At 69.0% G+C, this 12,975-nt stretch carries 7 protein-coding genes; 2 read left to right on the top strand and 5 right to left on the bottom strand.

The features are described from left to right. Positions 1-8: 8 nt before the first annotated feature. The 4 genes from ACFWP0_RS00380 to ACFWP0_RS00365 all read right to left on the bottom strand — a co-directional run bounded on the left by ACFWP0_RS00380 (position 9) and on the right by ACFWP0_RS00365 (position 2,536). Positions 9-635 carry a pyridoxamine 5'-phosphate oxidase family protein gene (locus ACFWP0_RS00380; protein ID WP_377838962.1) on the bottom strand — a complete coding sequence of 209 codons (627 nt, stop codon included), beginning with the start codon at positions 633-635 and terminating at the stop codon, positions 9-11. A 15-nt stretch (positions 636-650) separates the two neighbouring features. Next, entirely contained in the window at positions 651-1,277 is a 627-nt protein-coding gene (locus ACFWP0_RS00375) for an HAD hydrolase-like protein (protein WP_377838961.1), read from the bottom strand. Between the two features lie 63 nt (positions 1,278-1,340). Continuing rightward, positions 1,341-1,907, bottom strand: coding sequence for a hypothetical protein (locus tag ACFWP0_RS00370; protein WP_377838959.1), 567 nt, complete (start codon positions 1,905-1,907; stop codon positions 1,341-1,343). A 14-nt stretch (positions 1,908-1,921) separates the two neighbouring features. Continuing rightward, the gene (locus tag ACFWP0_RS00365; protein ID WP_377838958.1) at positions 1,922-2,536 is read right to left on the bottom strand and encodes a TIGR00730 family Rossman fold protein; all 615 of its coding nucleotides are present in this window, start codon (positions 2,534-2,536) and stop codon (positions 1,922-1,924) included. Between the two features lie 234 nt (positions 2,537-2,770). Between ACFWP0_RS00365 and ACFWP0_RS00360 the strand changes: the two genes are divergently transcribed. After that, the gene (locus ACFWP0_RS00360; RefSeq protein WP_377838957.1) at positions 2,771-3,331 is read left to right on the top strand and encodes a bacterioferritin; all 561 of its coding nucleotides are present in this window, start codon (positions 2,771-2,773) and stop codon (positions 3,329-3,331) included. Between the two features lie 73 nt (positions 3,332-3,404). Here ACFWP0_RS00360 and rimO read toward each other — a convergent pair whose 3' ends face one another. Beyond that, positions 3,405-4,733, bottom strand: a complete 1,329-nt coding sequence (rimO, locus tag ACFWP0_RS00355; protein ID WP_377838956.1) for a 30S ribosomal protein S12 methylthiotransferase RimO — start codon at positions 4,731-4,733, stop codon at positions 3,405-3,407. Positions 4,734-5,080: 347 nt separating this feature from the next. On the opposite strand from rimO, the gene ACFWP0_RS00350 reads away from it, so the two are divergent. Then, positions 5,081-12,955, top strand: coding sequence for an autotransporter domain-containing protein (locus ACFWP0_RS00350; RefSeq protein WP_377838954.1), 7,875 nt, complete (start codon positions 5,081-5,083; stop codon positions 12,953-12,955). Positions 12,956-12,975 lie beyond the last annotated feature (20 nt).

The following is a 12,975-nucleotide window of genomic DNA, read 5'->3' as shown; positions in this document are numbered from 1 at the left end:
TCCCCCGATCAGTACAGCGAGCCGGCCACGCGGGCGGGCAGCTCGCGGTCGTAGGCGGCGCCGTCGAAAGTGCCCGCCGTCAGGTCGGACAGGATGCGGCCCACGCTGGGCAGCGCGCTGCGCGGCACCTGCGTGTCCGGGTCCCACAGCCTGGAGCGCAGCAGGGCGCGCGAACACTGGAAGTACACCGTGTGCACGTCGATGACCAGCACCGAGCGCGGCAGCTTGCCGTCCATCTCGAAGCGCGCGAGCAGGGCCGGATCCACGCTGATGCGGGCCTCGCCGTTGACGCGCAAGGTCTCGCCCACGCCAGGCACCAGGAAAAGCAGGGCGACCCGCGGATCGGCCAGGATGTTGAGCAGGCTGTCGATGCGGTTGTTGCCGCGGCGGTCCGGCAGCAGCAGCGTCTTTTCGTCTTCCACCACCACGAAGCCCGCGGGGTCGCCGCGCGGAGAGGCGTCCAGCCCGCCGGGCGCGGCTGTCGCCAGCACCGCGAACGGCGCGGCCTCGATGAACGCGCGGTAGTGCGGATGCACGTGGTTCACTTCCTTCTTCATGGAAGCTTCGCCGGGCGAACCGTAAAGCGCCTGCAGGGCGCTGGCGTCGGTGACGAGATGGGCGGGATCGGTGTGCATGGAGGGGTCCAGGTTTCAGGCCAGGGCGTCGGGCAGGTCGGCGACCGTCAGGAACAGTTCGTCGGGGCTGCGGTCGCGCAGGGCCTCGACATGGTTGTAGCCCCAGGCGACCGAGCCCACGCGCACGCCGGCCTTGCGGGCGGCGTCGATGTCGCGCATTTCGTCGCCCACCAGCAGGAAGCGTTCGGGGGCAGTGCCATGCTGCTTCAGCAGGCGGTCGATCTTGGCGGCCTTGCCGAACAGGTCGGTACCGCATTCATAGTCGTCGAACAACGCGGCGGTTTGATCGCCCAGCACGCGCTGCACGTTCTCGATGGAGTTGGAGCTGACCACCGCCAGCCGCAGGCCGCTCGCCTTCAGGCGAGCCAGCGCATCGGGGATGCCGTCGAACAACTGCACGCTTGGGTCGATCTCCTGCATCAGCGTGCGCACGTGCGCCATGATCGCCGGCAGCTTCCACAGCGGAATGTTCAGGAACTTCAGTATCTCGGACGCTTCGCGGCTGCGCAGTTGGTCGCGTTCCGACGCGTCGATCTTGCGGAAGCCGTATTTGTCGGCCACCGTGTTCAGAATGGAGTTGAACCAGGGCATAGTGTCTGCCAAGGTCCCGTCGAAGTCGAAAGCTGCAATGTCGTATTTCAAGTCTGGAATCCAATGCCGGGCGAGCTAGGGCCTGTTCACACTAAAAGAAGCCTCGCGCAGGCCCTACATGCCGTGGGGGTGAAGCAGATATTGCACGACCGGCGCCAAGCCTTCAAGCGGCGGGGCGCCGGCGACCACGCGAGCCGCGCTGGTCCAGGGGTAGTCCAGCGACAGCAGCCAGCCGAACACCTCGGCCAGGTCGTGGGCGGGCAGGGTCACCATGGTTTCGATGGTGATGGTCAGGCGCGTGGCGCGATAGGGCTCGGGCTGGAACGTCCATTCATACCTGCCGCAGCCTACCCGCACGTTGCCGGTGGCCTTTTCGGTCATGCCGACGAGCCAGTCGCACTGGTACTCGGGCAGGCAGGCATCCGGTTCCGGACGCGACAGGTAGAAGGTGTAGACGTTGTCGTAGGTCTGGCCGAATTTGCGCACGAGCGTGTCGGTGATGGCGGCCAGGCCGTGCGATTCGGGCGGAAACGCGATGGCCTGCGTGCGCAAGGCCATTTTCAGCGCCGCATCGGGCGCGAACGCCCGCGCCATGAAATGCGGGCGGTTCTCGTCCTTGGCGTGAAAGTAGTCGCGCAATACGGACTCGGTGCAGGAGGGGGACAACGAATCGGTGGGCATTGCGAGGGCTTCCGTTAAGGTGTCAAAGGGGCTGCGGCGGGTGCGGCCTTGACCGGATCGAACCATTTCGAGACGTTGGGCGGCTCGTAGATGGCGTAGCGGTCCAGCAGCAAGGCGGGGTCTTTTTCCACCACCAGCATGTCGCGATGCTGGGGGCGGATGAATGCTTCGTCGACGGCATGATCCACGAACTGGATCAGCGCATCGTAATACCCCGCGATGTTGAGCAGTCCGCAGGGCTTCTGGTGCATGTTCAGCTGCGCCCAGGTCCAGACCTCGAAGAACTCTTCAAGCGTTCCCGCTCCGCCCGGCAAGGCGATGAAGCCGTCGGCCTTTTCCATCATCATGGCCTTGCGTTCATGCATATTCTGCACCATGTGCAGCTCGGTCAGGCCGAGGTGCGCCTGTTCCTTCTTCAGCAGCAGTTCCGGGATCACGCCGATCACGCGGCCGCCGCCGGCCAGCACTTCATTGGCCACCACCCCCATGATGCCGACCACCGAACCGCCGTACACCAGGCCCAGATCGCGCTTGACGAGTTCGCGGGCCAGCACGCGGGCCTGCTCGATGTACTCGGGCCGGCTGCCGGGGTTGGAGCCGCAATACACGCAGATGTTCTTCAGAGTCATATCAAGGTCGGAGGTTGCCGGTCCCGTTACAGAATGCGTCGCGGGGCTTTTCGGGAAGCCGATAGTTTACGCAAGGTTGGGTAGGGCCACATCGGGCCGCGCGGAAGCGGGATTCGGGGTCGGGAGCAATGTTTGGACACAGCATGTTCCGCCACGATGGGTAGACTGGATTGTGCGAAAACGACTGGAAGTCCAGCGTCGTACTGCTTTCACTAACCTAGAGGAGCTAACGATATGGAACAAGCAACCCGCACCCCGCAGCAGGCGAGCCGCCCGTTCGACATGGACGTGAAGGCGATCCGCGCGAAGGCGCGCCAGGACATCGAGTCCGGCGCCGTCACCGACTCTTATCGCGCCGACCGGGAAACGGTGCTCAAGCTGCTCAATGAAGCGCTGGCCACCGAAATTGTCTGTGTGCTGCGCTACAAGCGCCATCACTTCATGGCCCGCGGCCTGAACGCGGAGCCGGTGGCCGCGGAATTCGCCGCGCACGCCACGCAGGAACAGGAACACGCCGACATGCTGGCCGAACGCATCGTGCAGCTGGGCGGCGAACCGAACCTGTCGCCCAAGGGGCTGCTGGACCGCAGCCATTCCGAGTATGTCGAAGGCAGTTCGCTGGTGGACATGATCAAGGAAAACCTGATCGCCGAGCGCATCGCCATCGACAGCTACCGGCAGATGATCGAGTATCTGGGCGAGCAGGATTCCACCACGCGCCGCATGCTGGAAGAGATCCTGGCGGTGGAAGAGGAACACGCCGACGACATGTCGGATTTCCTGGCCAAGACCTGATGGCTGCAGGCCGCGGGCGGGGGCAGGCGCCGGCAGGCGCGGACCCCGCCCGCGGCGCTGCCCGCGCGAACGCTTACAGCGCGTCGGCCCAGAGGTCGTATTCGTCGGAGTCGGTGACGCGCGCGCGCACCATGTCGCCCGCCTTGAGCGGCTTGTCCGAGCTGACGTAGACACAGCCGTCGATCTCGGGAGCGTCGCCGCTGCTGCGGCCCACGGCGCCGTCTTCGTCCACTTCGTCGATCAGCACGTCGATCTCGCGGCCTACCTTCATGGCCAGGCGCGCGGTCGAGATGGACTGCTGCAGCGCCATGAAACGCTCCCAGCGGTCTTGCTTGACGTCGTCGGGCACGGGGTTGTCCAGCAGGTTCGCGGGCGCGCCTTCCACCGGCGAATACTGGAAACAGCCGACGCGGTCGAGCTGCGCTTCCTGCATCCAGTCCAGCAGGTACTGGAAGTCTTCCTCGGTTTCGCCGGGAAAGCCCACGATGAAGGTCGAGCGGATCGTCAGGTCCGGACAGATCTCGCGCCAGCGCTTGATGCGCGCCAGCGTCTTGTCTTCAAAGGCCGGGCGCTTCATGGCCTTCAGGATGCGCGGGCTGGCGTGCTGGAACGGAATGTCCAGGTAAGGCAGGATCTTGCCTTCGGCCATCAGCGGAATCACTTCGTCCACGTGGGGATACGGATACACGTAGTGCAGGCGCGTCCAGACGCCCATCTCGGACAAGGCCATACAGAGCTCGGTCATGCGGGTCTTGACCGGACGGCCGTTCCAGAAGCCGCTGCGGTACTTCACGTCCACGCCATAGGCGCTGGTGTCTTGCGAGATCACCAGAAGTTCCTTCACGCCGGCCTTCACCAGGCGCTCGGCTTCGCTCAGCACGTCGCCCACCGGACGGCTGACCAGGTCGCCGCGCATCGAGGGGATGATGCAGAAACTGCAGCGGTGGTTGCAGCCTTCCGAAATCTTCAGGTAGGCGTAGTGGCGCGGCGTGAGCTTGATGCCTTGCGGGGGCACCAGGTCCAGATAGGGGTTGTGGTCCTTTTTGGGCGGCGCGGCCTTGTGCACGGCGCGCACCACCTCTTCGTACTGCTGCGGGCCCGTCACCGACAGCACGCTGGGGTGCACGTTGCGGATCACGGATTCCTCGACGCCCATGCAGCCGGTGACGATGACCTTGCCGTTCTCGGCGATGGCCTCGCCGATGGCTTCCAGCGACTCCGCCTTGGCGCTGTCGATGAATCCACAGGTATTGACGACGACGACGTCCGCGTCGTTGTACTCGGGCGTGACTTCGTACCCTTCGGTGCGCAACTGGGTCAGGATGCGTTCGGAGTCGACCAGGGCCTTGGGACAGCCGAGCGAAACAAACCCCACGCGCGGGGTGTGGTCTTTAGAGTTCATTGATTTTGAAGGGCTTTTGATGAGATGGCCGTGGGAGGCGCTGGCGGGCGCATTGGGCGCCCAAAGGTACGAAGCCAATGGGCAATTTTAGCGCGTCGCGAAAATTCCCAGGAAAAGGGGGCTTTCGCTATGTCCCTTAGCGCCGGTTTTCGCCTGCACGCGAAGGGGGCCGCCATGTCGTGGCCGCATCGGTGGCCGCGCCTATGCGGTCGTGCCGGGGATCAAAAATTGGCTTTCGCACTCGTGTTGTCGAGGAGTATCGTGGACACCTCGGGTGTTTTCTCTCTCATGTGACATGCCTGCCACCGATCCGGGTCCGGCTCTGCATGTCGAGTGCGGAGCCTGGCATGAATCACTGCGAGCTGCGTTGCGTCTACCTGGCCTTCGGCCTGACGGCGTTCGAGGCGGGGGCCCAGGCCGTCCCGCCGGGCGGCAACCTGTTCAGCCTGCCCGCGCCAACCGCCGCCACCGTCTGGACCTTGCAGGGGCCCGCCGTTCTCTACAACAGCGCATCCACGTCGCAGCTGCTGACGCTGCCGGCCGGAGCGCCCGGCCTGACGCTGGCGGGCAATGGCAATACGCTGACGCTGAATGACGGCGCCGGCCACTTCGGCTACTTCTCCGGCGCAACCGTCGCGTTCAACCTGTCCGACATCACCATCACCGGCGGCACCCGGTCGATCGCCGGCAGCGCGCTGACGGCCAGCGCCTTGACGCTCAACACATCCGGAACGGTCGCCTTCACCAACAACAATGCCACCGGCGTGGCCGTGGGCGGCGCAATCCTCTCCGCCGGCACGACGATCATCACCGGCAACGGCCTCACCTTGTCGGGCAACCAGGCGACGACGGGCGGCGGCCTGTACTCGGCACAGGCAGCGACGGTGGCCGGCGGCATGACGTTGACCGGCAACACGGCCCGGACCAATTCAGGCGGGGCGGTCTACGTCGTCGCCGGCGGCTTTGGCGTGACCGGGAACCTTGCCGCCAGCGGCAATACGGCCGCGACCAGCGGCGGCGCGATCACGGCAGCGGGCGGGATGACGGTGAACGGCGGCGTCGCCATGGACATCAACCGCGCCCTGAGCGGTTTTGGCGGCGCGTTGAACGTCACCAGCGGCAATACCAGCCTGGCGGCGTCGGCCGGCAATGTTTCGCTGACCAACAACAGCGCCACGGCCGCGGGCGGCGCGATCTACACCACCGGCGCGGTCACGATCGGCAATGCCGCCGGCACGGTGGGGGCCAGCGGCAACCGGGCCGGGTTCAACAGCGCGGGCGCGCTGGTCACGTCCACCAGCGACGGCGGGGCGATCTACGCCAGCGGCTCCGCCGCCACGACGACGCTCAATGGGGCGGTCGCGCTGTCCAGCAACCTGGCGACGAGATCCGGCGGCGCCCTGTGGTCGGGGCAGGCGATCACGGTCAACGGCGCCCTGGCGGCGAATGGCAATTCGGCGCTGAACACCCACGGCGGGGCGATCTATGCGACCGGGCCTTTTACGCTCAACGCCAGCAGCGCCTCGACGATCAGCGGCAACGCGGCGCGTGTCCAGGGAGGGGCGATCTGGGCCGCCAACACGGTCAACCTGAATGCGCTGGGCGGCGACATCGCCTTTCAGGGCAACCGTCAGGGGGCCGCGTTCGATGCCGCCTTCCAGCCGGCGCCCGGCACCGGCACGCCCAACGCGATCTATTTCGCCACCACCGGCAGCACGCTGAACCTGAACGCCGCCGCGGGTTCGCAGATCCGGTTCTTCGATCCGCTGGCAGCCGTGGGCACCTTGAACGTCGTCAAGACCGGCGATGGCGATGTGGTGTTCCGCGGCGACGGCGGCGCGACGAACACGTTCGATACTTTGATTCCGCTGACGACCAGCGTCCTGGGCGGGACGTTGACGCTTGCCGACGGCGTGAACTACGGCGTCGGCACCGCCGGAACCCTGACCGTCGCCGCGGGCTCGGGGACGGCGGGCACGCTGCGCGGCGGAGACGGCGCCAGCGCGCGCGCACTGACGATCAACGTGGCCAGCGGCGGCACCGTCGCCGTCACGGGCGGCGCGTTCACCCTGGGGGCCGGGAACATCAACCTGCAAAATGGCGGCCGTCTGGCCGGCAACGGCACGCTGGCCACCACGGTCAACCCCAGCCTTACCGGCACGGTCACGGCCGATGTCCAGGCAGGCGACGTGCTCACGGTGAGCAGCCTGCTGACGGGCAGCGGCGGGCTGGCGGTGCAGGGGGATGGGACGCTGGCGCTGACCGCTGCCAATACGTATACCGGCGGCACCGCGATCAATGGCGGGACGCTGCGGCTGGGCAATGGGGGGACGACCGGCGGCATCTCCGGCAACGTCGCCAACAACGGCACGCTGGTTTTCAATCGCTCCGGCAGCGCGATCTTCGCCGGGGTGATCTCCGGCGGCGGCGCGGTGAACCAGCTCGGGCCGGGCTCCACCGTGCTGACCGCCGACAGCGCCTACACCGGCGGCACGACGATTGCGGCCGGCGCCTTGCAACTGGGCAATGGCGGCGTGGCCGGGTCCATCGCCGGAGATGTGCTGAACAACGGCGCGCTGACCTTCAATCGCCTGGGCAGCTTCACGTTCGGCGGGGCGATCTCGGGCGTCGGCGCGGTGTCCAAGCTCGGGCCCGGCATCGTGGTCCTGACCGGCGCCAGCACGTACGGCGGCGGCACGACGATCGCGGGCGGCAACCTGCAGATCGGCAATGGCGGCGCGACGGGGTCGATCACCGGCAACGTGCTCAACAACGGCGTGCTGGTGTTCAACCGTTCCGGCGCGCTGGCGCTGGACGGCGCGATCACCGGCAGCGGGCCGGTGTCGCAGATCGGGTCCGGCACGACCACGCTGTCCGGCGCGGGCTCTTCGGCCGGCGCGGTCAATGTGCAGGCGGGCACGCTGGCCTTCGCGCAGCCGGGGGTATTCACCGCCGCCAGCCACGCGACCCAGGGCGGGGCGGCGACCACGCTCGGCGCGGCGTCGCGGCTGAATGTGACCGGGACGTTGACGCAGGCGCCGGGCTCGGTGCTGGAGGTGGCGATCGGCGGCGCGCTCCCCCCTCCGGCGATCACGGCGCAGGCGGCGACGGTCACGGGCAGCACACTGAACATCAACGGCTTCGCGCCGACCCTGCCGGCGTCGGCGACCGCGATACCCGGATCCCGGTTCACGGTGCTGGGCACGACCGGCGGGATCACCGGCGATTTCGCCGCGGTCAATCTCGGGGGCTCGACCAGCGCGGTGGACTATCTGACCCTGTCCAGCCAGAAGAGCGCCGACGGCCGGGAATACGCCGTGGGCCTGGGCCTGACCTGGCTGGCCGGGCCGGCGCTGGGCAATGGCGAGTTCACGCTGGCCGATCCCGCCGACACGTTCGACATGGATGTGGTGCTGGCCGACCAGGCCGCCGCGGCCACCGGCTGGAATGGCCGCGACCTGACCAAGAACGGCGCCGGCACGCTGATCCTGTCGGCGGCCCATGTCTACACCGGCCAGACGCTGGTCAACGGCGGCGTCTTGCGGACCGGCGTGGGCAGTGCTTTCGCCGGCAGTTCCGAGGTCACCGTCGGCGCGGGCGCAACGCTGGACCTGGACGGCTTTCCCCAGCTCGCCAATGCGCTGTCGGGCGCGGGCGCCGTGACGCTCGGCGCCGGCACGCTGACGGCGAACAACGCGGCGGCCGGCACCACGTTTGCGGGCGTCATTAGCGGGGGCGGCTCGCTGAACAAGACCGGCGCCGGCGCGTTGACGCTGACGGGCGCCAATACTTACGGCGGCGGCACGACTATCGCCGCCGGCACGCTGCAGCTGGGCGACGGCGGCACGGCAGGCAGCGTCGCCGGCGCCGTGTCCATCGCCGGCACCCTCGCGTTCAACCGCTCGGACGTCTGGTCCTTCGATGGCGCAATATCGGGCGGCGGCGCGGTCGCGCAGATCGGCCCAGGCACGACGGTGCTGACCGGCGACAGTTCCGCATTCGCGGGCCAGACGCGCATCGAGGCCGGCGCCTTACTGGTGAACGGGACGCTGGGCGGCGATGCCCAGGTTCTGGCGGGCGGCACGCTGGGCGGCGGGGGCGCGCTGACGGGGGCGGTCGCCGTCGATGGCCGGCTGTCGGCCGGCCAGAGCCCGGGCACGCTGAGCGTGGGCAGCCTGGTGCTCAATGCCGGCTCCACCACGCTGTTCGAATTCGGCGCTCCCGGCGTGGTGGGCAGCGCCGCCAACGACCTGGTCAATGTGACGGCGGATCTTGCCCTGGGCGGCGCGCTCGACGCGCGCGTTGGCGCCGCGGGCTATTACCGGCTGTTCAACTACGGCGGCGCGCTGACCGGCGCCTTCGGCAGCGAGGCGGTGACGTCGACCCAGGCCGGCTTCACGCCCGACCGGCATGCCGTCCAGACGGGCATCGCCAGCCAGGTCAACCTGTCGGTGCTCGGGGCGGGGCAGAGCCTGCAGTTCTGGGACGGCGGCGACGCCACCGGCAACGGACTCGTCGACGGCGGCGCGGGGACCTGGAGCGCGAGCGGCACTAACTGGACCGGCCAGCCGGGGCAGGCCGGCATCAACGGGCCCTGGGCCGGCTCGGTGGGCGCGTTCGCGGGCGCGGCGGGCGGCGCGGTCGCGGTCGATGGAACGCAGGCCTTCGATACCCTGCAGTTTTCCGCCAACGGCTATGCGCTTGCCGGCGGCAGCCTGGCGCTGGCCGCGGCCGGGACCCTCAATATCGATACCGGCGTGTCGGCCACGATCGGCAGCGCGATCGTCGACGGGCCGGCGAACGCGTTGACGAAAGTGGGCGGCGGCACGCTGGTGCTGAGCGGGGCCAACAGCTACACCGGCGGCACGGCGATCCGCGACGGCGTGCTGGCGATAGCGGGCGACGTCAACCTTGGCGCGGCCTCGGGCGGCCTGAGCCTGGACGGCGGCGCGCTGCGGACCAGCGCGGACCTGGCGACCGCGCGCCTTACCTCGCTGGGCGCCGGGGGCGGCGCGTTCGAGACGCAGACGGGCACGCGGTTCACGCACGCGGGCGCGATCTCGGGCGCGGGCGCGCTGACCAAGCTGGGCGACGGCACGCTCGTGCTGGCCGGCCTGAACACCTACGCCGGCGGCACGACGATCTCGGCGGGCACACTGCAACTGGGCGCGGGCGGCGCCACCGGCAGCATCCTCGGCGCAGTCGAGAACAACGGCGCGCTGGAATTCAATCGTACGGACACTGTCGTCCTCGATGAGCCGATTTCGGGCACGGGCAGGGTCGCGCAGCTGGGCGCCGGCACCACCGTGCTTGCGGACGACAACCACTACAGCGGCGGCACGGCGATCTCCGCCGGCACCCTGCAGATCGGCAACGGGGGCGCCGCCGGATCGATCACCGGCAATGTGCTGAACGAGGGCGCGCTGGCCTTCAACCGCTCGGACGGCATGGCCTTCGCCGGCACGATTTCCGGCAGCGGGGCGGTGTCGCAGACCGGCTCCGGCGTCACCACGCTCTCGGGCGCCGGTTCCTCGGCCGGCGCGGTCGAGGTGCGGGCGGGAACGCTGGCCTACGCGCAGAACGGGGCGTTCGCGGCGGTCAGCCACGGCACGCGCGACGGCGCCGTCACGGCCATCGGCGGCGCGTCGTGGCTGAATGTGGCCGGCGCGTTCACGCAGGAGCCGGGCTCGACGCTGGCCGTGGCGGTGGGCGCAAGCCAGCCGGCGGTCGCGGCGCAGACCGCGGCCATCGGCGGCAGCCACCTGGACATCACCGGCTTCGCGGCCGCCGCTCCTTCTTCGGCCAGCGCGTTGACCGCCAACCCGTTCACGGTGATCGGCACGACGGGCGGGATCAGCGGCGAGTTCGCCACGGTCGACCTGGGCGGCGCGGCCAGCGAGGTCGACTACCTGATCCTGGCGGGCGGCAAGAGCCCCGACGGACTGGCCTATCAGGTGGCGTTCGGCCTGACCTGGCTGGCGGGGCCGGCGCTGGGCGATGGCGCGTTCACCCTGGCCAATCCGTCCGATGGCTTCAACGTCGATGTGGCCTTGCCGGACCAGGCCGCCTCGGCGAGCGGCTGGAACGGCCGCGACCTCACCAAGAACGGCGCCGGCACGCTGATCCTCTCGGCTTCCAACCGCTACACCGGCCAGACGCTCGTCAACGGCGGCACGCTGCAAGCCGGCATCGCCAATGCCTTTGCCGATAGCGCCGCGGTGGTGGTGAACAGCGGCGCAACCCTGGCGCTCAACGGATTCTCCCAGCGGGCCAACCAGCTGTCCGGAGCCGGCACCATCTCGCTCGGCGCCGCCACGCTGACGGCGAACAACCCTGCCGGCGGCACCACCTACGCCGGCGTCATCAGCGGCCCCGGCGCATTGAACAAGACCGGGGCCGGCACGCTGACGCTGACGGCCGCCAACACCTACAGCGGCGGCACGACGGTGGCGCTGGGCACCTTGCAGATCGGCGATGGCGGTGCGAGCGGCAGCATCGTCGGCCCCGTGCTGAACAACGGCACGCTGGCCATCAACCGTTCGGACAGCGTGGCGTTCGACGGCGCGATCGCCGGCAATGGCGCGATCCGGCAGATCGGCGGCGGCGTGACCCGCCTGACCGGAGACAATCGCGCCTTCGCCGGCACGACTACGGTCGCGGCCGGCACGCTGGCCGTCGACGGGCCGCTCGGCGGGGCGCTCGATGTGCTTGCCGCGGGGCGTCTTCAGGGCGGCGGCGCGATCGGCAGCGCCACGATTTCCGGCACGGTTGCGCCGGGAAGCTCCATCGGCACGCTGAACGTCGCCGGCAATCTGCGATTCGATCCGGGTTCCATCTACGAAGTGGAGGTCGATGCCGCCGGCCGCGGCGACCGGATCGCCGCGACCGGAGTCGCGACCATCAACGGCGGCACAGTGCGCGTGCTGGCGGGCGCGGGCGACTACGCCCCCGCGACCACCTACACGATCCTCGCCGCCGATGGCGGGCGCAGCGGGACGTTCGCGGACGTCAGCTCGAACCTCGCCTTTCTCAGTCCCGCGCTTGGCTACGACCCCAACCATGTCTACCTGACGCTGACGCGCAACACCACCAGCTTTGCCGGCGTGGGGCTCACCCGCAACCAGATCGCCGCCGGCGGCGGAATCGAAAGCCTGGGGCCCCGGAACCCCCTCTTTGACGCCGTGCTCGACCTGTCCGCCGTCCAGTCCCGCGCCGCCTTCGACCGCCTGTCCGGCGAGATCCATGCCTCGGCCGCCGGCGCGCTGATGGAGGACAGCCATTTCGTGCGCGACGCGGCGGCCAGCCGGCTGCGCTCCGCCTTCGGCGCCGTGGCGGCCCCGCCGATGCCGGTGGTGGCCTATGCCGGAGGCGGACAGGCGATGGCCGCGCCAACGGCCGATCGCTTCGTGGCATGGGGCCATGCGTTCGGCGGCTGGGGCGATATCGACAGCGATGGCAATGCCGCGAGCCTGGACAGCTCGACGAGCGGCTTCCTGCTGGGCGCCGATGTCCCCGCGTTCGACAACTGGCGGCTGGGCGTGCTTGCCGGCTACAGCCGCACGCGTTTCGACGTCGACGACCGCGCCTCGTCCGGCAACAGCGACAACTATCACCTGGGCCTCTATGGCGGCGCGCAGTGGGGCGCGCTGGGCCTGCGTTCCGGGGTTGCCTACACCTGGCACAACCTCTCGACTTCGCGCTCGGCGGCCTTCCCCGGCTTTGGCGACAGCCTTCGGAGCAAGTACGACGCGGGCACGACCCAGGTCTTCGGCGAACTCGGGTACCGCCTTGACACGCCCCACGCGGCCTTGGAGCCCTTCGCGGGCCTGGCCTATGCGCGCGTGCGCACCGACGGCTTTACCGAACAGGGCGGCGCGGCGGCGCTCAATGCCCGCGTCCAGACCATGGAGACGACCTTCTCCACGGTGGGGCTGCGGGCTTCGACCCGCTTCATGCTGGGCAAGGTCGACACGACCGCGCGCGGCACGCTGGGCTGGAAGCATGCCTTTGGCGATGTCGCGCCGACGTCGACGCAGGCCTTCGCCGGCGGCAGCGCCTTTGTCGTCGGCGGGGTGCCGATAGCCAGGGACAGCGCGGTGATCGAGACGGGGCTGGATTTTGAATTTTCGCCCAGGGCCAAGCTCGGGGTGTCTTACCAGGGCCAGATCGCGAGCAGCGCTCGGCAGCACGCCGTCATGGTGAACCTGGCGGTCAGGTTCTGAAGGGGGTGTGTCCCCGTTGT

The sequence above is a fragment of the Achromobacter sp. NPDC058515 genome, assembly GCF_042721735.1.
Taxonomy (GTDB): domain Bacteria; phylum Pseudomonadota; class Gammaproteobacteria; order Burkholderiales; family Burkholderiaceae_B; genus Achromobacter.
This window is presented reverse-complemented; position numbering and strand designations above follow the sequence as displayed.

What these genes read in the sequence shown, in the direction of transcription:
- ACFWP0_RS00380 (WP_377838962.1), bottom strand. Translation starts at nt 635, where the DNA reads ATGCACACCGATCCCGCCCATCTCGTCACCGACGCCAGCGCCCTGCAG.
- ACFWP0_RS00370 (WP_377838959.1), bottom strand. Translation starts at nt 1,907, where the DNA reads ATGCCCACCGATTCGTTGTCCCCCTCCTGCACCGAGTCCGTATTGCGC.
- ACFWP0_RS00365 (WP_377838958.1), bottom strand. Translation starts at nt 2,536, where the DNA reads ATGACTCTGAAGAACATCTGCGTGTATTGCGGCTCCAACCCCGGCAGC.
- ACFWP0_RS00360 (WP_377838957.1), top strand. Translation starts at nt 2,771, where the DNA reads ATGGAACAAGCAACCCGCACCCCGCAGCAGGCGAGCCGCCCGTTCGAC.
- rimO (WP_377838956.1), bottom strand. Translation starts at nt 4,733, where the DNA reads ATGAACTCTAAAGACCACACCCCGCGCGTGGGGTTTGTTTCGCTCGGC.
- ACFWP0_RS00350 (WP_377838954.1), top strand. Translation starts at nt 5,081, where the DNA reads ATGAATCACTGCGAGCTGCGTTGCGTCTACCTGGCCTTCGGCCTGACG.